Consider the following 22,705-nt stretch of genomic DNA (forward strand, 5'->3'; position numbering starts at 1 on the left):
GATTGTACAGATGAACACAGATTGCTTAGTCTCATAGATTAAAAATCCTTTTAATCTTTTTAATCTGTGGCAAAAGTACTTGGTAATAATTGCGACAATGTAGCTTTCTTCTTACTTAGTTAGCATTGAAATGATTCTTTTTTAAATTTTCAGCAATTACATCACACACTTCATCAAGCATGTTGTAAACGATTTCAAATCCATTTTCTAAACCAAAATACGGATCAGGAACGTCCACATTTTCGTTTTCAAAAAGTTCGTTTAAAATTAATTTTACCTTTTCTACGGATTTTTGATTTGGAGCCAAAGCCACTATATTCTGGTAATTGGAACCATCCATCGCATAAATATAATCATATTCGATGAAGTCTTGGATTGTAAATTGCCGTGCTTTTTGACAGGAAATGTCTAATCCTTTACTTTTCGCAATTGCAATCGAACGCTTATCGGGTTGACTGCCAACGTGCCAATCTCCCGTTCCAGCAGAATCTACAACGAATTTATCGGTAGGAAGTTTTGATGCCAAGATGCCTTCTGCTAAAGGAGACCGGCAAATATTGCCCAAGCAAACCATCAAAATCTTCGTTTTCATTTTAGAGCGACAGTTTTTTGTGAATGTCTTCCACGTATTTTTTAAACTGCTTGTCGGTAGAAACCAAGTTGTCTACGGTTTTACAAGCGTGTAAAACGGTGGCGTGGTCGCGGTCGCCTATTTGCGAACCGATATTAGCAAGGGAAGCTTTGGTGAATTTTTTTGCAAAAAACATGGCCAATTGACGCGCTTGTACCACGTGTCGCTTTCGGGTTTTGGATTGCAAAGTGTCCAAATCCAATTGAAAATAGTCTGAAACTACTTTTTGAATGTAGTCTATGGAGATTTCTCTTTTGACGTTTTTCACAAATTTTTCCACCACTTGTTTGGCCAAATCAATGGTTACTTCTTTTTTGTTGAAAGAAGATTGGGCAATCAAAGAAATAATGGCTCCTTCCAATTCACGCACGTTCGACTTGATGTTTCGTGCCACATATTCAATAATTTCTTCTGGAATTTCTACCCCGTCGCGGTACAGAATGTTCTTTAAAATAGAAATTCGGGTTTCATAATCCGGCTGGTGCAATTCGGCTGAAAGTCCCCATTTAAATCGCGACAACAAGCGTTGCTCGATATCCTGCATGTCCACAGGTGCTTTGTCGGAGGTCAAAATAACTTGTTTGCCGTTTTGGTGCAAATAATTAAATATGTGAAAAAACACGTCTTGTGTTCCGGTTTTTCCAGAAAGAAATTGCACATCATCAATAATCAAAACGTCGATCAATTGATAGAAGTGAATAAAATCATTTCGGTTGTTTTTCTTAACCGAATCAATATATTGCTGTGTAAATATTTCGGCAGAAATGTACAATACTGTTTTCTCTGGGTATTTGTCTTTGATTTCTACACCAATGGCGTGTGCTAAATGTGTTTTTCCTAAACCAACGCCGCCAAAAATAAGCAGCGGATTGAACGAGGTTCCGCCGGGTTTATTGGCTACAGCCATTCCCGCAGAACGTGCCAAACGGTTGGAGTCGCCTTCTAGAAAGTTGTCAAAACTGTAATTGGGATTTAACTGCGATTCGATTTTTAAATTGCGAATGCCCGGAATCACAAATGGGTTTTTTAATTCGGGGTCTAAATTTTTAAATGGCGAATCCACTTCTTGTGCTTTCATCGGTCCGCGATGTGCACTTGGCAACTGTTCCGTAAATGGTTGTTTGTTGCCGTAAGTGTTTTCCATTTTGATTTTATAGAGTAACTTTGCGTTTTTTCCGAGTTCTTTGGTAAGTGCTACTTTTAACAATTTCACGTAATGTTCTTCAAGCCATTCGTAAAAGAATTTACTCGGAACTTGAATGTACAATGCGTTGTCTGTTAACTCAACTGACTTAATCGGTTCGAACCAAGTTTTGTAGGCTTGGTCTTGGATATTGTCCTTTATAAATAGAAGACAGTTTTCCCATACTGATTGAGCAGTTTTGTTCATAATTAGGCTTTAGTTTGTGTTATTTATTAGTTATTGATGTAATAAAAAAGAGTCAATCTTTTGTATGTCTTTCGGGACAACAAATATGTGAACAATTTTCTTTAAAAAAAAATATATAGGGATTGATTTTGTAAAAATAAAGTTGTAGGTCGGTTTGAAAAGGACTTATTTAGATATTTAAAAATAAAAAAAACAGTTATGAAAACACATGAATTTAGTGTAAGAGTTCGTTATTCCGAAACAGACCAAATGGGTGTTGTTTACCACGGAAATTATGCCCAATATTTTGAGATGGGACGCGTGGAATGGCTGAGAAATATGGGGCTTTCGTATAAATGGATGGAAGAAAATGGCGTGATGCTTCCCGTGGTTTCCTTGACTATGAATTATAAAAAACCGGCCCGATATGATGATTTAATCACTGTTCGAACTATTTTTAAAAGTCAGACTTCGGTTAAGATTGAATTTGACTACGAAATTTATAATGAGAGTCAGGAGTTATTAACAATAGCACACTCGGTTTTGGTATTTGTCGACATGAAAACAGGTCGTCCAATTACGCCTCCAAGCTATGTTTTGGACAAAATTTCCGAATTAAATAAGTAAATAGTTTTGTAATGATTATTCCTTAATTTTTACAGTAACGGGATACAATGCACTAAAAATGTCGAAAATTTGTTCGGCATTTTTTTTGCGAGTTTTTAATTCGATTTCGCAGTTTATTTGCATATTTTGAGCTACAATTTCCAAATTTTTTTCCTTAATTACACGCATCACTTTATTCATGTTTTGGTAATCAAAAGAAACTAAAAAGTGTACATCAATTGTTTTTTCGATAATTTCAGCTTGTTCCAAACTCATTTGAGCCGCTGTTTTGTAGGCACTAATCAATCCACCGACACCTAATTTTATACCACCGTAATACCGAACAACTACTACTAATACATTGGTAACCTCAAACGACTGGATTTGTCCATAAATTGGCATTCCCGCCGAATTATTGGGTTCGCCATCGTCGTTTGCTCGATAAGATATTTTGTCCACACCCAATTGATAGGCATAACAAAAATGGACAGCTCCATTATTTTGCTTTCGCAAATCGTCTAAAATCACTTTTAACTCTTCCTCTTTTTCAATCGCAAAAGCATATCCAAAAAATTTACTGCTCTTTTCTTTCAGTAAAATGGGTTCAGTAGCCGTTGCAATGGTTTTATAAGTGTCGTGTATCTCCAAAATATATTAATTTTTCACTTTTTAAATAAGTGGACTACATCTTCTTTTCCTACTTGCAAATTCCAAACCTCAATACCTATTTTTTTTGCCGAATCGGTATTTTCCATTTTATCGTCTACAAATAAAGTTTCGGAAGCAGTTAAGTTGTTTTCTTGTAAAACTTGGGTATAAATTTCTGGTTGTGGTTTTCGCAATCCCATTTCAAATGAAAAATAGACTTTTTCAAAAGCACTAAAAAAACGTTTGTAGAAGGCTTCGCCAACTGTTTTTTGAAAATGTGTGATGTGAATGGCATCAGTATTGCTCAAAAGAAACAAGCGGTAATTTTGTTGTGATAAATTCTCTAAAAATTCCAATCGATACAGCGGAAAATCAGCAAGAATCCTACACCAGCTTTCTTTTATTTCTTCAATTGATTTTTCGGGAACAAAGTTCTGAATTCCGAGGAGAAAATCTTCCTCCGAGCATGCTCCTTTTTCAAACGATTCGTTCAATGTATGTAAAGTAGAATTCCAATCTTTAATTCCTAAATTTGATAAGGCATTATGCAAACCTTGTTTGTCCAAATTGATAAAAATATCGCCAAAATCGAAAATGATGTTTTTAATCATGACTCTTGAAAATTAAAAGTGTATCGTCTAAAATTTTTTCATCCAGTACCATTTTTCCTGAAAAAACGGGTGCTTTTGTACCTGCTGAAAAGGAATTTGATCCTTTAAAAACGCGTGCTTCGTCCCAAAGTTTCGCCTCTATAAAAGTTTGTAAGGTTCGAGCTCCACCTTCGATAATCACTGATTGGATGTTGTTTCTAAATAAAACAGCACAAATTTCTTGCGCTACATTTCCGTTAAAATTAATGATTTCAGTCCTGCAGTTTTCATTCGTAAAAGTTTTTTTGCGTTCTGAAATTACGAGTGTTTTTTCGTCCGAATTGAAAACAGTTAAGTTTTCGTCCAATCGATTTTTGGGGTCTAAAATTATTTTTATCGGCTGATTTCCCGTCCAATCCCGAACACTCAAACTGGGATTGTCGTCCAAAACCGTTTGCGTTCCTACTAAAATCGCTTGTTCCTCACTCCGCCATTTATGAACGAGTTGTCGCGAAGAGGGATTGGTAATCCAAACGGGTTGCTGCTTGTTTTTAAAAACGGGTGCTATAAAACCATCAGCCGTTTCAGCCCATTTCAAAATGATATAAGGTCTTTTTTTCTGATGAAAAGTAAAAAAGCGTTTGTTTAATTCGTTGCATTCGTTTTCCAAAATACCAATCGTGACATGAATTCCAGCATCGATTAATTTCTGAATACCTTTTCCGGCCACTTTTTCGTTGGGGTCCACAGTTCCAATAACGACATTCGGAATGTTGTTTTCAATAATCAAATCCGAACAAGGCGGTGTTTTTCCGAAATGACTGCAAGGTTCCAAACTTACATAAATAGTTGCTTTTGAAAGTAACGATATGTCTTTTACGGAATTTATGGCATGTACTTCGGCATGCGGTTTGCCAGCTTTTTGGTGCCAACCTTCACCAATAATTTGGTTTTCAAACACTATTACACTTCCCACCAAAGGATTAGGATAGGTGGTTCCCAAGCCGTTTTTGGCGAGTTCAATGCAACGTTTTATATATTTTTCATGTATCTTCACGTCACAAAAATAAGACATTGTTTCGGAATGCAACACACAAATATACGGCCAATACAACAAGAAGACAACCAGGCAATTGAACAAGTTGTTCGGGATGTTTTTATCGAGTTGAATATTCCAAAAGTAGGTACAGCTTATGCCGATCCTCAATTAAAATTGATGTTTGAAGCCTACAACAAGCCAAAACCGATTTATTTTATAGTCGAAAATAATGGTAAAATAATTGGTGGAGCTGGAGTGAGTCAACTTGAAAATGAAGACGAAAGCATTTGCGAATTACAAAAGATGTATTTTTTGCCTGAAGCAAGAGGTTTGGGATTGGGGATTGAATTGATGCAAAAATGTTTGGCGAAAGCCAAGGAATTCGGATTTGAAAGTTGCTACTTAGAAACGATGCCGTATATGGAAGCCGCCCAAAAATTGTATAACAAAGTGGGTTTTGAATATTTAGATAAACCTTTAGGAAACACAGGACACACTTCTTGTCCGGTTTGGATGTTGAAAAAATTATAAAGGTGTTACAGACTTGTTTGGAATAGGAAACATATTTTCCAATCTTGTCATCTGACCGACGAAAAGTGCAACGTTCCGCCGCAGTAGTACCTTGGAGTACTAAAATACTACTAAAATGAAAGCAAAAATTTATAAAACACAATTCTTCGAAGCGCTTTACAACATTTATGATGTGATGGAAGCCGAAAGCTTTTTTTATTTGATTTTAGAAGAAAAACACCAGATGAAACGAATTGATTTGGCGTTGGATCCTGATTTTGCTTTTTCTGAAAAGGAAATCCAAGAGTGGAATTTGATTTTGGCACAACTAAAGAAAGAAATTCCAATTCAGTACATTTTAGGAACAACTGCATTTTTTGGATTGAACTTTAATGTAAATGAAAATGTGCTGATTCCGCGTCCCGAAACCGAAGAATTAGTGGATTGGATAATTGAGAATTTGAAGATAGAAGCATGGACAGACGAAAAGATGGAAGGATTCAAAGATAGGGGGGTTGAAAGACGTAGAGATGTAAAGATTCTTGATATTGGAACAGGAAGCGGTTGTATTGCGATTTCATTGGCCAAAAATATTCCCAACGCGCGTGTTTTTGCGATTGATGTCTCGGCAAGAGCGCTTGAAGTTGCGAAGAAGAATGCAGAAATGAACGAGGTATCGGTGACTTTTTTAGAGAAGAATATTTTGGAAACCGAAGATTTATTGGCACAATTTGACCTGATCGTTTCCAATCCGCCGTATGTTCGAAATTTAGAAAAGGAAGAAATTAAAAAAAATGTCTTGGATAACGAACCGCACCTTGCTTTGTTTGTAGATGATTTAGATGCGTTGATTTTTTACCGAAAAATTGCTCTTTTGGCAACAAAAAACTTGAGTTTTGGCGGACAATTGTTTTTTGAAATCAATCAATATTTGGGAAAGGAAATGATTGATTTATTAAATCAATTAGGTTTTCAAAATGTTAAATTGCGCAAAGATATTTACGGAAACGACCGAATGACTCGCGCGGTTTGGAATAAAAACAGGTAGAAATTTAACGCAAGTTTCAGACGAAAAGAAGTTTTAAAATTAAGATATTTGCACCAAATTTTGACTTATGGTTTCTAAATTTAGGAATTCATAGCTCATAGCTCATAATTCATAACTCATAATTAAAAAAATGGCATCAAAACCAAGTATACCGAAAGGAACCAGAGATTTTTCACCTTCAGAAGTGGCGAAACGACAATATATTATGCAAATTATCAGAAGTAATTTTGAGAAATTTGGTTTTCAGCCGATTGAAACGCCTTCGTTTGAAAATTCGGAGACTTTGATGGGAAAATACGGCGAAGAAGGCGACCGATTGATTTTTAAAATCTTGAATTCTGGCGAGTTTTTAACGAATGTTAATCAAAACTTGAGCAAAGCTATTAAAACGGCACTTTTTAATTTACGAATAGCGATTTCTAAATCCGATGAAGAAAGTTTTGATTTTGATAGATATAAAGAAGTATTTTTGGATGTACTACCTAAAAGTATAAGACAAAGTAAGGATATAAAGTTTGATGAAAATTATATTAACATTGAAAGATTAGCGATTGATATTTGGATTAGAATCTCTGAAATTCTTTTACCAAATGATGAATTATATAACAAACTTTTGTTAAAAGGAGATGAAAAAGAAGATAATTATAACATAAATATACTTTCAAGTATTATTTTTGGCGATTTTTATTTTCAATTAGGAACTAAATATGTTGGAAATTATATCTCCGAAAAAGCCCTCCGTTACGATTTAACAGTACCTTTTGCAAGATACGTGGTACAACACCAAAACGAAATTGAATTTCCATTCAAACGCTATCAAATCCAACCCGTTTGGCGGGCCGATCGCCCTCAAAAAGGCCGTTTTAGAGAGTTTTTTCAGTGCGATGCTGATGTGGTAGGTTCTACCTCGTTGTGGCAAGAAGTGGAGTTGGTGCAGTTGTACGACAGCGTTTTCTCTGAATTGGGTTTGAAAGGCGTGACTATCAAGATCAACAACCGCAAAATTTTATCGGGAATCGCTGAGGTAATCGGTGCTTCGGATAAGTTGATTGATTTTACTGTGGCTTTGGATAAATTGGATAAAATAGGCGAAGACGGTGTGAAAAAAGAAATGTTAGAAAAAGGCATTTCGGCAGAAGCCATCGAAAAAGTACAACCTTTGTTTTCATTCACAGGAACCATTTCTGAGAAAATCGATCAATTAAGCACCTTACTTTCCAGTTCGGTTGAAGGTGTAAAAGGAGTAGAAGAGTTGCAATTTATCTGCGAAAATATTTCCCAATTGGGTTTGCAAAACGCAATTTTAGACCTGGATGTGACTTTAGCAAGAGGCTTGAATTATTACACCGGAGCTATTTTTGAAGTTGCACCACCTAAAGAAGTTGCGATGGGATCCATTGGAGGAGGAGGTCGTTATGATGATTTGACAGGAATTTTCGGATTGAAAAGCATGAGTGGTGTGGGAATTTCTTTTGGTTTGGACCGCATCTATTTAGTTATTGAAGAACTGAATTTGTTTCCCGAAACCGTAACTGTAACCACCAAAGCCCTGTTTATCAATTACGGACTGGAAGAAGCGAAATACGCCATGAAAGCGATAACTGCTTTACGAAAAGCTGGAATTAAAGTCGAACTGTATCCAGATGCGGCGAAAGTAGGCAAGCAATTTGGCCATGCCGATAAACGGAATATTCCGTTTGCTGTAATTGCTGGAAGCGACGAAATTTTGCAAGAAAAATATGCATTGAAAAATTTAATTTCAGGCGAACAAATCCTGCTTACTTTGAGCGATTTGATGCTAAAATTGCAAGCATAAAAAAAGCCTTCTATGAAGTAAAAAAGTACTTTAGGTACAGTTTTTCTTTAGGGAAGGCTAAAAATTTTTGTGTATTAAGCGGTTATTCTACAATCAACTTGCCTTTCATTAAAGCCAAATGACCGGGAAACGAACAGATGTAGTCGTAGGTTCCTGGTTCAGTAATCGTAAAATTAATTGTGTCGCTCTCGCCACCACCAATTAACTTTGTTTGTGCCACTATTGCTGCTGCTTCAGATGCTGGAATGTAGTCGGTATCTTTAGCTTCGGCTGCTTTTGCACCAAATGAGTTGACGTCAGTTCCAGACTTGAGAATAACTAAATTGTGACCCATCACTGCTTTTTCCATTTTACCAGAATGTTTTAAGGTCAACGTGATTTCGCCCGCTTTGGCCCGAAGTTCGTTTGTCGAAAATTGCATGGCGTCGTTGCTTTCAATGGTAATGGTGTTGGAAGTTGCTTCTGCTTCTGGGTAGAGTTCTTCGGTCGTGGTCGATTCTTCTGTTTTTTCGGTCGTTTTTCCACCACAAGATTGAAGCGTGAAAGCTGTAGCAAGTGCTAGAATTGAAATTTTGAAAATGTTGTTCATATTGTGAAATATTAAGTAATGAGGGTTAAAATTTTATTTCTATAAAGATAGTCCTTACCACGGTTTTAAACTTGGACTTCGGGTTTTAATTCTTCTAAAAGTAAAGTGAGGTGTTCAATTTCGACGTGTTCCATTACAATTACTTTGTACCACTGGTTGTTTTGGTCGTGTTTTTGAGGTACAAGATCAAAGCGCTCTGCCACATCGGTCGGAATGTATTTTGCCTTAAGTGTAACAATATTCATGTGAGGGTTTCGGAAATAGGAAATTCCCATAGCATCAAGTTCTTTGCAAAACCAATTGGTTCGCATTTGCAAAATGCTAATTTTTTCGAACCAACCGTTTCCGCCGTAGGTAAATAAAATCATCCAGACTGCGACCGCATTGGCACCCGACCGACTTCCGCAGAGTGTTAAATCCATTCCTTCGACGTATTCTGCTTCTTTGGTCAACACATTTTCGATGAGTCCTTTTCGGCAAAGAAAAATTCCAGTACCATAAGGCGCTTGCAACATTTTGTGAGCGTCGACTGTGATAGAACTCACGTGCGGATTTTTAAAATTCATCCGACTTTCTGGATTAGAAAACGGGTAGAAAAAACCGCCATAAGCACCATCAACGTGTAGTTTAAAAGTTATTTCATTTTCCTCAAGCACGTCGGTAAGTACATTGATATCATCTACACTCCCAAACATGGTGGTTCCCATATTGGCAACAACAATAAAATATTTTTTTCCTTTTTGTTGTGCTTTCAAAATCTGGTTTTTCAAAACCTCTTTCGAAATGGTTCTATCGTTAAAATTTACGGGGATTTTCATCCAGTCGATCATCAAGACATTCGACGCTTTTGCAATGGAATAATGCGTGTCTTCAGAGGCAAGAAGGACGATTTCGTCTAATTTTGCCTTACATGTATGGATAAAATGATTTCGATACATCCAAAAAGCTTGAATATTGGCTTCCGTTCCGCCGGGCGAAATGTATCCGTCAAACGTGTCGGGACTTGCTTTAAAAATATCAACGGCAATCACATTGAGCACTTCGCGTTCGATATTTTGTGTTCCAGCAAATGCTTTTTCCGAAGTTCCAAATGTATGGCAACCGATGTTGTTTGGATTGGCAACATAAGCTTGTAAAGTGGGTGCGTCTTTTAAAAAAGGGGCATCGTCGTAAAATACTTTACTGTCTAATTTCGAAGCGGGGTAACCCAAGGAGGTATCGTGCGAAAAGTTGACATTGTTTTGCAATGCCTTTTCAATTCGTTTGGAGCGTTCTTCTTGGGATAATTTTTTCCAATACATCATAAGAGAATTTTTCTACAAAATAAGGTATTCCCAATTGGGCAAAATATGACAAATGTTAGCTTTTGTTTTTAAACACAGATGCACGCTAAATTGTTACAATACTTTTTTTATCAACACATAATTGGAAGTTTCAGTTTCTGGCATCATTCTGCCCAAATCATCTACAAGAATTAATTTGTTTTCTCCCACTTTGTAATTAACGGTTTTCTCGTTCACTTTTAGAGCAATTGCAGAACCCGTTTCGTCCCATTGGAATGTTCCTTTTTGGGTTGATTTGTCTTTTTTGTCGCCCATGATTCGGGTGGAATGCATTTCAAATGTTGCATCGCTATTGATGGTAATTTCAGTGAAAATGCCATCACAATCAGAACAGGGCTGAGTGCCTTCGTAAGTTCCTTGCCAGTCGAGGGCGTTCATGCTGGTATGACCATCCATTTTTTGTTCCTCATTGACTATTTCTTTTTGGTCATTGAAGAAATCTTCGGTTTTATTTTCGTTTTTGCAAGAGGTTAGAAACAGGCTTGTTGCCAATAATGAAAGCGATATGATTTTCATATTCTCAATTTTAAAATGGAATACTAAGATAATCATATCGCTTTAAAAAGCGTTATAAAGTTGTACTTGAAATGTTGTAAGTTTTGGAGGTTTTTAAATTCCAATAAAGTGAATTTCAGTAAAATCAGTATCCACTACAAGACCATTTTTTAAATTCAATAACTCTTTATCCAAAATAATCATTTCCTTGTCGATTTCAATTCCTTTTAATTTAAACGGTAATCCTTTTATTTGAATCGTCATCGTTTTGTAATTGGTTTGGAAAGATCCTTCTTTGTGTTGGGTAATGATAAGTTCTTTTTCTTTCCCGTTTAGGCTGAAAGTTTTGTAGCTGTAACGGCCTTTGTTGTAGTCATATCCGTCTTGAGCGTCTTCGTAAACATAGGATTTTTCTTTACCTAATTTGTAATACACGTCCAATGAAAGTTCAGGCGATTCGATTTCGCCCACATACTGCTGAATGGGGTATTTTGGAATAATGGCGCCTTCTTTTATAAAAATCGGAATTTGGTCAAAATCAGTAGCGACCCAAAGTTCTTTTTTTCCTACAACAAGTTCATTGGTCCAGAAATTGTACCATTTTCCTTGTGGCAAGTACATTCTTCTGCCTTGAGCGTTGGGTTCCAGAATTGGACAAACCAAGATTTGATTACCAAAAATAAATTCGTCTGTTCGATAATGGGTTTGATTGTCGGCTTGGTCAAAATATACGAGAGGCTTTAACATTGGAACGCCGTCGTTGACATATTGCCAAAACATCGTGTATAAATACGGAAGCAATTGGTACCGTAATTCGACAAATTTTCGGGTAATATCAATAACTTCATCGCCAAAACTCCAAGGTTCTTGTTCGCCGTGGTGTCCCGAAGAATGGGTTCGGCAAAATGGGTGAAAAACCCCCAACTGGATCCAACGGGCGTATAATTCGGCCGAAGGTTGGTCGGCAAATCCGCCGATATCCGAGCCCGTAAACCCCATACCAGATATGGACATTCGTTGCATTTGGACATTAGCAACCCACAAATGTTCCCAAGTTGCCACGTTATCCCCTGTCCAAGATGAAGTGTATCTTTGAGCTCCAGAATAGGCCGAACGCGTAATTATAAAAGGTCGTTTTGGATAGGCAAATCGTTTTACTCCTTCATAAGTGGCACGGGCCATTTGTGTTCCGTAAATATTATGTGCTTTTCTATGACTGCAATTGTTTCCATCATAATTGTGTCGTACATCGAGAGGGAAAGTTTTAGTAGGCACTTCCATAATAGCTGGCTCGTTCATGTCATTCCAAACGCCTTTGACGCCAACATCAGAAATCAATTCTTTAAATAAACCCGCCCACCATTCTCGCACTTCGGGATTGGTATAGTCGGGAAAATTACAATCGCCTGGCCAAACTTTTCCTTTCATATAGGGACCGTCGGCTCTTTTGCAAAAATAATCGTTCTCTAATGCCTCTTTGTACACCCAATAATCAGGGTCAATTTTAATTCCTGGATCGATGATTACCACGGTTTTAAATCCATCTTTGGCCAATTCGGCAACCATTCGTTTGGGATCTGGGAAATATTCTTTGCTCCAAGTAAAACACCTGAAACCTTCCATGTAATCAATGTCGAGATAAATGGCGTCACACGGAATTTTTAATTCCCTAAACTTGGTTGTGATTTCTTTAACCTTACTTTCGGGATAATAACTCCATTTGCATTGGTGGTAGCCCAAAGTCCACAATGGTGGTAATTCGGGTTTTCCTGTTAAATGGGTGTAGGTTTGCACGACATCACTCATTTTAGGACCGTAGATGAAATAGTAATTCATTTCTCCTCCATCTGCCCAAAAACTGGTAACGCCTTTTCGTTCGTGACTAAAGTCGAAAAAGGATTTAAACGTATTATCAAAGAATATCCCGTAGGCAATTTTGTCGTGCAATCCGATATAAAACGGAACTACTTTGTACAACGGTTCTTGGTCTTTTTGAAAAGCGTATTGATCGGTGGCCCAGTTTTCCAGACGTTTTCCTTTGAGGTTTAGATGCGTGGCTTTGTCTCCGAGTCCATAAAAAGATTCTCCATCTCTGGACATTTTACTCATTTTTACAATATTCCCACCATATTCGTAACTTTCTTCCCAATGAAAACCAATTTCATCTTCTAGAATTGTAGTACCATCCAATTCATATATGCCAACTCGTAGATCGCTTTTTTGAACAATTACAGATACTTTACTTGTCGTGATTTTATAATGATCCTTTTCTTCTGTTACTTCCAAAGCATTATATCCATGGGATTGTGTTTTGTCAATTGCATACGAGAAGTCGTTACTAAAATAGCCTTTGGCAGTAAAACGAAACCGAATCATACTGTCGCGAAGTACAGTTAGTCGTAAAATTACTTTGTTATCTGTATGAAAGTCAATGGAATCCACCTCATGTTTAAAAGAGATGATTTTAGAGGGGAATAAATCACCTTTATATTCAAGTTCAGTATTAATGATCATATTTTATATTTTTTTGACAGTTGTAACCGTCGTTAGTCAAATTTACAAAGTTGACTACTATTAATGTATAAGTTGTTCAATAACTTTTTAACGATAACGATTGCGATGGGTTGTAAATAAAGCAAGGACATCAAGATACAACCGACTGAATTGAACAACTCCTTGAAAAACGAACCTTCGATAAAATGTTATCCTATTTTGAAAACACAAATTCCGAGTGGAGGCAAAACAATTTCGGCAGAAAATTCCCGACCGTTCCATAACTCCTTTTCAATTTTAATACTCTTCAAATTGGTAATGCCACTGCCGCCATATTCGACTGCGTCTGAATTAAATACTTGAATCAGTTTACCCTTAACAGGCAAGCCAATTCGGTAGTTTTCATGCACTACTGGAGTCATGTTGCAAACCACAATTAAATTCTTTTTTTCGTTAATTCCTTTACGAATGTAGGTCAAAACTGAATTTTGATGATCAGAATAGTTGATCCATTCAAAACCTTCTGGAGAAAATTGCTTTTCGTAAAGTGCAGGATTGTTTTTATAAAGGGCATTTAAATCAGTAATGCATTTTTTTACACCAGAATGGTAGGTGAATTCCAGTAAATTCCAATCCAAACCGGCTTCAAAATTCCATTCTCTGGATTGCCCAAACTCCGAACCCATAAACAATAATTTCGCTCCAGGATGGGTAAACATATAGCCGTACAGAAGTCGTAAATTAGCGAATCGTTGCCATTCGTCGCCGCTCATTTTTCCTTGGATTGAACTTTTTCCGTAAACCACTTCATCGTGCGAAAGCGGTAGCATAAAATTTTCGCTAAAAGCATAAGTCGTCGAGAAGGTTAAGTCGTTTTGGTGGTATTTTCGGTAAATACTTTCTTTCTGAAAATACTTTAGCGTGTCGTGCATCCATCCCATCATCCATTTCATTCCGAAACCTAATCCACCGGAATAAGTAGGTCGGGAAACCATTGGAAACGAAGTGCTTTCTTCGGCAATGGTTTGAACTCCTTCAAAATTAGAATAAACGGCTTCATTAAAATCTTTTAAGAAACTAATGGTGTCTAAATTTTCGCGTCCGCCATAAATATTGGGTTCCCACTCGCCGTCGTTTCTAGAATAATCCAAGTATAGCATTGATGCCACGGCATCCACTCGAAGTCCGTCGGCGTGGTAATGATGCAACCAGAAAATAGCATTGCTTATTAAAAACGAGCGTACCTCATTGCGACTGTAATTAAAAACAAGACTTTTCCAATCGGGGTGATAGCCTTTTTTACGGTCGGGATGTTCAAATAAATGCGACCCATCGAAGTACCCAAGTCCGTGAGCGTCGTCTGGAAAATGCGATGGCACCCAATCCAGGATCACCCCGATTCCCGCTTGGTGTAGTTTATCAACGAGAAACATAAAATCTTGTGGTTTTCCAAAACGAGAGGTTGGAGCAAAATAGCCAACGAGTTGATAACCCCAAGACGGGTCGTACGGATATTCCATAATCGGCATGAATTCGACATGGGTAAAACCTGTTTCCTTGATATACGCCACTAATTCTTCAGCGAGCTCGACGTACGTAAGAAATTTTCCTTCGGCATTTCGTTTCCAGGAGCCTAAATGTATTTCATAAACCGAATAAGGTTTATCCAATCCGTTTTTGTCTTTGCGGGAATTCATCCATTTGGTGTCTTTCCATTTGTAGTCCAAATCCCAAATGATGGAAGCCGTTTGTGGTGGATGTTCACAATACAAGGCAAATGGATCTGCTTTTTCGGTAACAACACCGCCACTGTTGGACTGGATTTTATATTTGTAGGTCATTCCTTTTTCAATTCCAGGAATAAAGCCTTCCCAAATTCCCGAAGCATCCCATCTTACGTTGAGTAGGTGTTCGCCTTGTGTCCAAAAGTTAAAGTCGCCCACCACGGAAACCGAATGTGCGGATGGAGCCCAAACAGCGAAGTAAACGCCATTTACACCGTCGACTTCAACAAGATGAGCACCTAATTTTTCGTATAATCTAAAATGTTTTCCCGCTTTGAATAAGTCGATATCAAAATCGGTCAGAAGGGAATGCGGCTGTACGTGATTCATTTATTTTCTGTTTGTGAGACTGTATTTGAAACGTCCTCTTTATTGGATTCTAAATTTATAAAAAAAAGATAAGTATGCAGAACTTTACTAAAAAATTATTCAAATAATCAAAGATGTGCTCTTGCAGAAACGCATTAAGCAAGAAGAAAGATGTATTGTTGCAATTATTACCAAGTGTTTTTACTACAGATTAAAAAGATTAAAAGGATTTTTAATCTAAGAAACGAAGTAATCTGTGCTCATCTGTACAATCCGTGGCAAAAAAAATTAATGTTCTAAAATAAGATATTAAATTTTAGCCCTTACTTTCTTACTTACTAAAAAATATAAATCTTACGGGTAATAGTTAAATACTTTGAATTGCATTTTTTGTTTGTTGCAATGAGCTCTTGTGGTACTGTAAAATCATAAAAAAAACCATTTGAAACGAATCAAATGGTTTTTTTACTTTTATATTATTTTTTATTTTGGATTTAAAGCCACATTGATTTTAGCTACTAAGTCTTGTAAATGAAACTTACTCAAACGATCTGGATTTGCTGCGGCACCTGCATTGAGTTGTGTTCGCAATTCCTTTAATTGTCCTCTTGCAATCGACGGAATGTCGGTTTCGCTATAATTTACAGGTCTTCTGTTGAGTCCCGAAGCGGTTTTTTTACCTTCATTGTCTAAGGCTTCTATTAAATTATTTACGAATAATTTTTGAAGATTTCTTCTGTAAATATCTATTGGGGCGTTGGTACTTAGTTCGGTAAAAATACCTTTTCTCAAATCGCTCATCAATTCATCTACAGAATAATTTTTTTTGTTTAATGAAGCAGTTTCCAGTAAACGAATCAATCGATCACCCGATAATAAGCTGTTCAATGTTCCGCCTTGCAAGGATTTCATAGCTTCTACACCACTGTCTGGAGTAATTTTAGTAAGCACGCTTTGGTCTAAAAGCCAAGTTGGTGTTTTAAATAATTGGGTATTTAAAAAAGCAACCGCTTCATTTTGAATGCTTGATGGAACAACATCGTATTCGTTTCCTGCCATTTCGGATGTCTTTGGATTGTAATAAATACCGCCTACGTTTTTGGCTACGTGTCCCATATACCTTCTGAATTGACCCGTAAGGGAATTGTATAAACCTTGTAATTCGGAGTAATCTTCGCCGTCTTCTTTGCTCCAAGAATTCAATTGTGGCAAAATTCTCTTTAAATTTTTGATTCCGTATTCCGAAGCTTTCATCGCATTGTCTCCCAAATCTTCGGTTTGATATCGCGGATCGTACGGACTCGTTTCGGTTCCAAACCACAAGCGTCGGTCTTTATAAGCTTCTTTGGTCATTTCATTCAACAAAGCCTTTTCTTCTTTGGCATCTTTAGCGTCTGCAAAATAGGAGTAACCCCATTTTATGGCCCATTTGTCGTAATCGCCAATTCTCGGAAACAAATCTGTAACGCCATCTTCGGGTTGGGCAACATAGTTAAAACGCGCATAATCCATAATGGAAGAGGTGTGCCCGTTTTTCTTTTGGAAAGCGGGATTTCTCAACATTTCAACGGGTGTAGCGTTACTCGCTCCCATATTGTGACGTAAACCTAAAGTGTGGCCAACTTCATGTGCGGATACGAATCGGATTAATTCGCCCATTAATTTATCGTCAAACTTTTTAAATCGTGCTTTTGGGTCTACAGCACCTACCTGAATCAAATACCAATCCCTGAGCAAACTCATGATATTGTGGTACCAACCAATGTGGCTTTCCATAATTTCACCTGTTCTTGGGTCGTGTACATTGGGGCCATACGCATTTTGAATATCGGCTGCAAAATAACGTAGCACCGAGAAACGAGCATCTTCCAAGCTCATTGTAGGGTCATTTTCTGGCCAATATTCGCCACGAATGGCATTTTTCCAACCTGCAAATTCAAATGCTTCTTGCCAATCGTCTACTCCCGCTTTTATAAACGGACGCCATTTTTCGGGTGTAGCTGGATCAATATAATATACAATTGGTTTTTTAGGTTCGATCAATTCGCCTCTTTTTTGTTTTTCGGCATCTTCGGCATTTTTAGGTTCCAATCTCCATCGTACGGCAAAAATTTCTCTGTCGGCTTTCAAGGATTCGTTTTCAAAAACATCGTATCCATTGGCAAAATAACCCACCCGTTTGTCGTAGGCTCTTTTACGCATTGGTATTTCGGGCAAAAGCAACATCGAAGTATTTAATTCGACGGTAACTACACCTGCATCAAGGCCTGCGGGAAAATCGATACCAATTTGTGGGACGGGAGTTCTAGAAATTTTTTGCGGTTCAGTTGAAAACGTTTTTACGGTTCTAATTTCTGTATTTATCGGAAAACTTTTAATTTCTTGGATAAATGATTTGTCTTTTTGAAACGACTGAATTTTCAGTAACTGCTTGTTTATTGGACTTAACGAAAAGGTTTGAACGTCTGCATCAAAACTTGCATTCATATCGATTACATAAGCACTATTTTTTTTACCGTCGGAATCTTTCTTGTAAGCCAAAATTTCGTAGTTGCCAATAATAGGATCGGCACTCGAATTTTTAACCGCTTGGCTGATGGGTTTGTCGGTATCAGGAGTCATAATTACATACGTTATTGAACGTAAAATGATGTTGTCGGTCATGCCTTTTTCAAATCGAACCACTTGACGGTTGATTTCTTCACCACCAAAAATGCCTCCACCCGCTGGAGTTTTGGAATAGCGTGTAATGGTCATAATCTCTTTTCCAATTAAAGAATCGGAAATTTCAAAAAGGTACTTGTCTTTGGTTTTATGAATTTTAAGCAATCCATTTTGGGTCACTGCCGAAGAATCAATTACTTTTTTGTAAGGTTTAGGGCCTTTTTTTTCTTCAGGTTTTTTGACAGCTACTTCCGTTTTGTCTTTTGATTTTTTCTTTTTTTCTTTTTTTTGAGCGAAACTTTCAACACAAAATAAAAGAAGCATACATGTCGAAATTAATGTAAATTTTTTAAACATAGATTATGATGGTTTAAGGTGTTTCTATAACTACCTTTCAAATCTATTTTAAAATTTACATATTTCTACTTTTTCAGTCTGATTATTTTCAATATTTAACAATTTTAAGTCTTGTTTGATTCATTTTTTGCCAGAATTTAAATTGTGCTTTAGACTTAGTAAGAATTTTTATATGCATGCATAATAAATTTATTATTTTTGAGTATATTTGAAATTTACAACACACAGTATTATGCAAAAGACACCACTTACCTCGTTACTCCAAATCAAACATCCTATTATAATTGCTCCAATGTTTTTAGTTTCCAATACAAAAATGGTTATTGAAGGGATGAAAGGCGGTGTGGCGGGTTGTATTCCGGCTTTAAATTACCGCACTCTGGAGGAACTTCGAAGTTCGATTCGAGAACTGAAAGCGGCAAAAATGGAAGGCGGTTCCTTTGGGTATAATTTGATTGTAAACAAGTCAAATCCCAAATATAAAGAGCAATTACAAGTGATTTGTCAAGAAGGTGTTGACTTTATCATTACCTCGTTGGGAAGTCCGGAGGAAACCATTATTGAAGCGCATAAAGTAGGTATCAAGGTTTTTTGTGACGTAACCGATTTAAATTTCGCAAAAAAAGTAGAACAATTGGGCGGCGATGCCCTAATTGCTGTAAACAATCAAGCCGGAGGACATCGGGGAAATTTAAATCCTGAAGAATTGATTCAATTGCTTAACGAAAATACTTCTTTACCCGTAATTTCTGCCGGTGGCGTAAGCACAAAAGCGGATGTGGATACGATGATGCAATACGGTGCTGTGGGGGTTTCGGTAGGAAGTCCGTTTATTGCCTCAGAAGAATCGGGTGTTTCCAACGAATACAAACAAGCTTGTGTAGACTATGGTGCAAAAGATATTGTGATGACCCAACGCATTTCGGGAACACCCTGTACGGTTATTAACACGCCTTATGTTCAGAGAATTGGAACAAAAGAAACCCTATTGGAACGTATATTAAACAAAAACAAAAGTTTAAAAAAGTGGGTCAAAATGATTCGTTTTCACATCGGAATGAAAGCTACCGAGAAAGCTGCAACTCAAGCGACTTATAAAACGGTTTGGGTAGCTGGACCGAGCATCGAAAACACCAAAGCAATATTGCCGTTGCGTGAAATTATTAAAAATTTGAGTTAGAAGAATTGAAATTTTATTTAAAACCGCTACTCACAGTCCAAATCTTGCAATGCAAACGCCTGCAATGCTTTGTAAACCCGCACAATTAACCCGTTTTTCTGCAATATTCACTGTAAAAACAAACTTATACCTTTGCACTTTTGCACTAAATTTATTGCAACCCTACTTTCTGTTTTCAGAAGATAAACTGTACGTTTTAACTTTTAAATTTTAAAAGCGAACGATGTTAGACGAACAAAACAAATTATTGGAATCCTAACTTTGGGCAATTGCCAATATTTTGCGTGGAAAAATCAGAGCCAATCAATTTCAAGATTATATTCTTGGATTTATTTTTTACAAATACCTTTTTGAAAAGCTATAGAAAAAAGCGAATGAGTTCATGAAAACGGACGGCATCATTTTTAGTGAAATTAATGATTTCTGAATTTTCTAATTATTAGCTCAAAGTTTTTGTTTGAAGTATCTCTAATAGTATTCTTCTTAAAGTTTAAAGCAAAGCTTCTTTAAATTGATAGAATTTTAGGGGTTGTTATGTATCAGTAGGTATTGAATTGGTTTTACTCGGAATCGCAAAGCTAGCGTTGTTTCCTTAAGAAGTTTCGGATTGCTCTTTGTCGATTAGTTCTTCAATGTTATTAGTAATATTAGGATTAAAACCTTTTTCGAGTAAAAATTTAAGTGCAATACTCATAGCATTCAAATATTCAACTCTTTCTTTTTAGTCTTAAGCTTATTGGTATTTCCTTTGATGTCAGGCATTCTTTTTAGTTTGCCAGTTTTCGCATCTCTAAAACTATACGATACATGGTAACTTTTAGATAATACTTTTGCTTTTTCGGATTTACTAAGTTGATGCCATAGCAGAATATTTAACCCATCGGTAAATATTTTTGGAAGCGTAAAGTCTTTTTTGTTTCAACAATTTGAAGTGATTAATTGGGTGATAGTGTTCTAAATTGTATAAGTTTAGTACATGTAAAAATATTTTAGACAAAAAAAACGGATTTGTAACACAAATCCGTTAGTTTATTGACTTAATCTTCAGTAGCGAGGACGGGAGTTGAACCCGTGACCTCAGGGTTATGAATCCTGCGCTCTAACCAACTGAGCTACCTCGCCAAAATAGGTGGTTATGGCATCCTTGAATGCGGGTGCAAATATAAAACTTAATTGCAATGTGGCAAATTAATTTCGATAAAAATTTTATTTTTAAAAATACTTTTTTATTGTGCGAATATTGTATATATTTCGAGAAAATTGTTTAAGACTTACTTTTTAGCACCTATGGAATCAAAAATTAAATACGAATTGGAATTTCCCATAAATTCTTCGCCTTCTCTCTTGTATCAATATATTTCGACTCCTTCAGGTTTGTCCGAATGGTTTGCGGACAATGTCAATTCTCGCGGTGAATTTTTTACATTTATCTGGAACGATTCCGAGGAAAAAGCGCGAATGACTTCTAAAAAAAGTGGTGAAAAAATTAAATTCCGTTGGATCGATGAAAATAATAACGACACGGATTATTTTTTTGAAATGCGTATTCTCGAAGACGAAATTACTAAAGATGTTTCGTTAATGATTATTGATTATGCCCTCGAAAATGAAATAGACGAAGCATCGCTGCTTTGGGAAAATCAAATATCTGATTTAAAACACGTGATTGGTTCGGTATAAATTATTATAAAACTTATCTTTGCCCTGGATTTTTAATTCAGGGTTTTTTTATGGTAAATTTTAATGGAACATTAGTCGGAGCTACTGCCAATTCGTTAGCAAATAATCGTGGGTTCTTGTTCGGCGATGGGGTTTTTGAAACCTGTAAAGTTGTAAATAATAGGATACTTTTTTTCGAAGATCATTATTTTCGCTTGATGTCTTCGATGCGGATTTTGCGAATGGAAATTCCGATGAATTTTACAATGGAATTTTTGGAGCAGGAAATCCAGCAATTGTTGTTGGCTAATGAAGTGCAGCAATCCGCTCGCGTTCGACTCACCGTTTTTCGCAACGGCGGCGGTTTTTATTTGCCTGAAACCAATGAAGTGAGTTACCTGATTCAAGCCTCTGCATTACCCAATAAAGAGTATTTGTGGCATACGGAACACTACGAAGTGGATTTGTTTAAAGATTTTTACATTACCAAACAGTTATTGTCCACGATTAAATCTACCAATAAAGCGGTTCAAATCACGGGAAGTATTTTTGCAAAAGAAAATGATCTTCAAAACTGTCTTTTATTGAATGATTCAAAAAATGTAATCGAGGCATTGAATGGCAATTTATTTATGCTGAAAGAGCGAAAGTTAACAACGCCTCCCATTAGTGAGGGTTGTTTAAATGGAATTATGCGAAAGCAAGTATTGGCAGTTGCCAAAACAATGGATGTTGAAGTTGTAGAAGAAATCATCTCGCCATTTGATCTACAAAAAGCGGATGAATTGTTTGTTACCAACGTGATTTCAGGAATACAAACGATTTCAAAATACCGCAAAAAAGACTTCGAAAATCAATTTGCGAAAGCGTTATTGTCGCAGCTGAATCAAAAGTTTATTTTAGTTTAAAGCAGGGTTTTCAGGTGCATTGGACCAAATTAAATAGTCTCCTCCAAGTTCTAGAATTTTTTCTTTCCAAAAATGGGTAGTCGATTTTCCAAGAATCCTATTTTCATAACTATTTGCTGCAACAATCCAGGCATTTGTATTCATCTCGTTTTTCAACTGATTGGCGTCCCAACCTGAATACCCTAGAAAAAAACGGATATTGTCTTTGTGAATTTTTCCCTCATTGATCAAATCTCGCGTAGAAGCAAAATCGCCACCCCAGTAAATACCGTTTGAAATTTCTAAACTGTTGGGTATAAGTTCTGGGATATTGTGTATAAAATACAGATTGTCTTGCTCAACAGGTCCACCGTTATAGATTTTAAAATTGGCTTGTATCTCAGGAACCAAGTCTTGAATCGTGTATTTTAACGGTTTATTGATGATAAATCCAACCGAACCATTTTCATTGTGATCTGCTAATAAAATTACAGATCTATTGAACGAGAGGTCACCAAAATTAGATGGTTCAGCAATTAGTAAATGACCTTTTTTGAGTTTATCTGATATCATTTAATCTGAAATTTTATTAAATTTAAGAATAAAAAAGTTAAAAATGCAATACAGATGTGATTTTTTTGCATAAAAAAAGTCTTCAACAGGGAAGACTTTAATTTATATAGAGGTA

General features: G+C 36.5%; 20 protein-coding genes and 1 tRNA gene. 8 read left to right on the top strand and 13 right to left on the bottom strand.

The genetic code is table 11. The annotated features are described in order from the left end of the window. Positions 1-115 precede the first annotated feature (115 nt). Together ACIQ2X_RS01285 and dnaA are read right to left on the bottom strand one after the other, a co-directional pair. Complete coding sequence (locus tag ACIQ2X_RS01285) at positions 116-592, bottom strand: low molecular weight protein-tyrosine-phosphatase (RefSeq protein ID WP_396177064.1); 477 nt, start codon at positions 590-592, stop codon at positions 116-118. A gap of 1 nt (position 593) precedes the next feature. Further along, on the bottom strand, positions 594-2,021 hold the full coding sequence (gene dnaA / locus ACIQ2X_RS01290) for a chromosomal replication initiator protein DnaA (protein WP_396177065.1): 1,428 nt from the start codon (positions 2,019-2,021) through the stop codon (positions 594-596). A 198-nt stretch (positions 2,022-2,219) separates the two neighbouring features. On the opposite strand from dnaA, the gene ACIQ2X_RS01295 reads away from it, so the two are divergent. Beyond that, positions 2,220-2,627, top strand: a complete 408-nt coding sequence (locus ACIQ2X_RS01295) for an acyl-CoA thioesterase (protein WP_396177066.1) — start codon at positions 2,220-2,222, stop codon at positions 2,625-2,627. 15 nt (positions 2,628-2,642) lie between these two features. Here ACIQ2X_RS01295 and ACIQ2X_RS01300 read toward each other — a convergent pair whose 3' ends face one another. From ACIQ2X_RS01300 to ribD, 3 genes are read right to left on the bottom strand one after another with little or no spacing between them, the layout of a single operon-like run. Further along, positions 2,643-3,254: an IMPACT family protein gene (locus tag ACIQ2X_RS01300; protein WP_396177067.1), complete on the bottom strand. Its 612-nt coding sequence runs from the start codon at positions 3,252-3,254 to the stop codon at positions 2,643-2,645. A gap of 14 nt (positions 3,255-3,268) precedes the next feature. Further along, positions 3,269-3,865, bottom strand: a complete 597-nt coding sequence (locus ACIQ2X_RS01305) for an HAD family hydrolase (protein ID WP_396177068.1) — start codon at positions 3,863-3,865, stop codon at positions 3,269-3,271. Further along, on the bottom strand, positions 3,858-4,901 hold the full coding sequence (ribD, locus tag ACIQ2X_RS01310; protein WP_396177094.1) for a bifunctional diaminohydroxyphosphoribosylaminopyrimidine deaminase/5-amino-6-(5-phosphoribosylamino)uracil reductase RibD: 1,044 nt from the start codon (positions 4,899-4,901) through the stop codon (positions 3,858-3,860). The genes ACIQ2X_RS01305 and ribD overlap by 8 nt, the downstream gene beginning before the upstream one ends. A gap of 27 nt (positions 4,902-4,928) precedes the next feature. On the opposite strand from ribD, the gene ACIQ2X_RS01315 reads away from it, so the two are divergent. The 3 genes from ACIQ2X_RS01315 to hisS all read left to right on the top strand — a co-directional run bounded on the left by ACIQ2X_RS01315 (position 4,929) and on the right by hisS (position 8,257). Continuing rightward, entirely contained in the window at positions 4,929-5,414 is a 486-nt protein-coding gene (locus tag ACIQ2X_RS01315) for a GNAT family N-acetyltransferase (RefSeq protein ID WP_396177069.1), read from the top strand. Between the two features lie 115 nt (positions 5,415-5,529). Further along, positions 5,530-6,441 (top strand): peptide chain release factor N(5)-glutamine methyltransferase, encoded by a 912-nt coding sequence (gene prmC / locus ACIQ2X_RS01320; protein WP_396177070.1) that lies wholly within the window; start codon positions 5,530-5,532, stop codon positions 6,439-6,441. A gap of 130 nt (positions 6,442-6,571) precedes the next feature. Next, on the top strand, positions 6,572-8,257 hold the full coding sequence (hisS, locus tag ACIQ2X_RS01325; RefSeq protein ID WP_396177071.1) for a histidine--tRNA ligase: 1,686 nt from the start codon (positions 6,572-6,574) through the stop codon (positions 8,255-8,257). Between the two features lie 82 nt (positions 8,258-8,339). Here the strand turns inward: hisS and azu are convergent, their stop codons facing one another. From azu to ACIQ2X_RS01355, 6 genes are all read right to left on the bottom strand, one after another. Then, the gene (gene azu / locus ACIQ2X_RS01330; protein ID WP_396177072.1) at positions 8,340-8,846 is read right to left on the bottom strand and encodes an azurin; all 507 of its coding nucleotides are present in this window, start codon (positions 8,844-8,846) and stop codon (positions 8,340-8,342) included. Between the two features lie 65 nt (positions 8,847-8,911). Then, positions 8,912-10,150 carry a pyridoxal phosphate-dependent decarboxylase family protein gene (locus ACIQ2X_RS01335; RefSeq protein ID WP_396177073.1) on the bottom strand — a complete coding sequence of 413 codons (1,239 nt, stop codon included), beginning with the start codon at positions 10,148-10,150 and terminating at the stop codon, positions 8,912-8,914. Between the two features lie 93 nt (positions 10,151-10,243). Beyond that, positions 10,244-10,705, bottom strand: a complete 462-nt coding sequence (locus ACIQ2X_RS01340) for a copper resistance protein NlpE (RefSeq protein ID WP_396177074.1) — start codon at positions 10,703-10,705, stop codon at positions 10,244-10,246. Positions 10,706-10,798: 93 nt separating this feature from the next. Next, on the bottom strand, positions 10,799-13,198 hold the full coding sequence (locus ACIQ2X_RS01345) for a glycoside hydrolase family 31 protein (RefSeq protein ID WP_396177075.1): 2,400 nt from the start codon (positions 13,196-13,198) through the stop codon (positions 10,799-10,801). A 188-nt stretch (positions 13,199-13,386) separates the two neighbouring features. After that, positions 13,387-15,291 carry a 1,4-alpha-glucan branching protein GlgB gene (glgB, locus tag ACIQ2X_RS01350; RefSeq protein WP_396177076.1) on the bottom strand — a complete coding sequence of 635 codons (1,905 nt, stop codon included), beginning with the start codon at positions 15,289-15,291 and terminating at the stop codon, positions 13,387-13,389. A 462-nt stretch (positions 15,292-15,753) separates the two neighbouring features. Next, entirely contained in the window at positions 15,754-18,258 is a 2,505-nt protein-coding gene (locus ACIQ2X_RS01355) for a zinc-dependent metalloprotease (RefSeq protein WP_396177077.1), read from the bottom strand. 241 nt (positions 18,259-18,499) lie between these two features. Here ACIQ2X_RS01355 and ACIQ2X_RS01360 point away from each other — a divergent pair, with 241 nt between their 5' ends. Both ACIQ2X_RS01360 and ACIQ2X_RS01365 read left to right on the top strand, forming a co-directional pair. Beyond that, positions 18,500-19,471 (top strand): NAD(P)H-dependent flavin oxidoreductase, encoded by a 972-nt coding sequence (locus ACIQ2X_RS01360; RefSeq protein ID WP_396177078.1) that lies wholly within the window; start codon positions 18,500-18,502, stop codon positions 19,469-19,471. 268 nt (positions 19,472-19,739) lie between these two features. Beyond that, the gene (locus ACIQ2X_RS01365; protein ID WP_396177095.1) at positions 19,740-19,835 is read left to right on the top strand and encodes a type I restriction-modification system subunit M N-terminal domain-containing protein; all 96 of its coding nucleotides are present in this window, start codon (positions 19,740-19,742) and stop codon (positions 19,833-19,835) included. A 684-nt stretch (positions 19,836-20,519) separates the two neighbouring features. On the opposite strand, the gene ACIQ2X_RS01370 is transcribed toward ACIQ2X_RS01365, so the two are convergent. Continuing rightward, positions 20,520-20,593, bottom strand: a tRNA-Met gene (locus tag ACIQ2X_RS01370). A gap of 165 nt (positions 20,594-20,758) precedes the next feature. On the opposite strand from ACIQ2X_RS01370, the gene ACIQ2X_RS01375 reads away from it, so the two are divergent. Next, entirely contained in the window at positions 20,759-21,151 is a 393-nt protein-coding gene (locus ACIQ2X_RS01375) for an START-like domain-containing protein (protein ID WP_396177079.1), read from the top strand. 50 nt (positions 21,152-21,201) lie between these two features. After that, the gene (locus ACIQ2X_RS01380; protein ID WP_396177080.1) at positions 21,202-22,038 is read left to right on the top strand and encodes an aminotransferase class IV; all 837 of its coding nucleotides are present in this window, start codon (positions 21,202-21,204) and stop codon (positions 22,036-22,038) included. Here ACIQ2X_RS01380 and ACIQ2X_RS01385 read toward each other — a convergent pair. Continuing rightward, positions 22,030-22,590: a YqgE/AlgH family protein gene (locus tag ACIQ2X_RS01385; RefSeq protein ID WP_396177081.1), complete on the bottom strand. Its 561-nt coding sequence runs from the start codon at positions 22,588-22,590 to the stop codon at positions 22,030-22,032. The two genes, ACIQ2X_RS01380 and ACIQ2X_RS01385, sit on opposite strands and share 9 nt — an antisense overlap. Between the last annotated feature and the right edge of the window lie 115 nt (positions 22,591-22,705).

The sequence above is a fragment of the Flavobacterium sp. genome, from assembly GCF_044368625.1.
GTDB lineage: Bacteria > Bacteroidota > Bacteroidia > Flavobacteriales > Flavobacteriaceae > Flavobacterium.

Bases quoted from the DNA above. Each gene is read 5' to 3' on its own strand.
- ACIQ2X_RS01285 (WP_396177064.1), bottom strand. From the start codon at position 592: ATGAAAACGAAGATTTTGATGGTTTGCTTGGGCAATATTTGCCGGTCT.
- dnaA (WP_396177065.1), bottom strand. From the start codon at position 2,021: ATGAACAAAACTGCTCAATCAGTATGGGAAAACTGTCTTCTATTTATA.
- ACIQ2X_RS01295 (WP_396177066.1), top strand. From the start codon at position 2,220: ATGAAAACACATGAATTTAGTGTAAGAGTTCGTTATTCCGAAACAGAC.
- ACIQ2X_RS01305 (WP_396177068.1), bottom strand. From the start codon at position 3,865: ATGATTAAAAACATCATTTTCGATTTTGGCGATATTTTTATCAATTTG.
- ACIQ2X_RS01315 (WP_396177069.1), top strand. From the start codon at position 4,929: ATGCAACACACAAATATACGGCCAATACAACAAGAAGACAACCAGGCA.
- prmC (WP_396177070.1), top strand. From the start codon at position 5,530: ATGAAAGCAAAAATTTATAAAACACAATTCTTCGAAGCGCTTTACAAC.
- hisS (WP_396177071.1), top strand. From the start codon at position 6,572: ATGGCATCAAAACCAAGTATACCGAAAGGAACCAGAGATTTTTCACCT.
- azu (WP_396177072.1), bottom strand. From the start codon at position 8,846: ATGAACAACATTTTCAAAATTTCAATTCTAGCACTTGCTACAGCTTTC.
- ACIQ2X_RS01335 (WP_396177073.1), bottom strand. From the start codon at position 10,150: ATGATGTATTGGAAAAAATTATCCCAAGAAGAACGCTCCAAACGAATT.
- ACIQ2X_RS01340 (WP_396177074.1), bottom strand. From the start codon at position 10,705: ATGAAAATCATATCGCTTTCATTATTGGCAACAAGCCTGTTTCTAACC.
- ACIQ2X_RS01345 (WP_396177075.1), bottom strand. From the start codon at position 13,198: ATGATCATTAATACTGAACTTGAATATAAAGGTGATTTATTCCCCTCT.
- glgB (WP_396177076.1), bottom strand. From the start codon at position 15,291: ATGAATCACGTACAGCCGCATTCCCTTCTGACCGATTTTGATATCGAC.
- ACIQ2X_RS01355 (WP_396177077.1), bottom strand. From the start codon at position 18,258: ATGCTTCTTTTATTTTGTGTTGAAAGTTTCGCTCAAAAAAAAGAAAAA.
- ACIQ2X_RS01375 (WP_396177079.1), top strand. From the start codon at position 20,759: ATGGAATCAAAAATTAAATACGAATTGGAATTTCCCATAAATTCTTCG.
- ACIQ2X_RS01380 (WP_396177080.1), top strand. From the start codon at position 21,202: ATGGTAAATTTTAATGGAACATTAGTCGGAGCTACTGCCAATTCGTTA.
- ACIQ2X_RS01385 (WP_396177081.1), bottom strand. From the start codon at position 22,590: ATGATATCAGATAAACTCAAAAAAGGTCATTTACTAATTGCTGAACCA.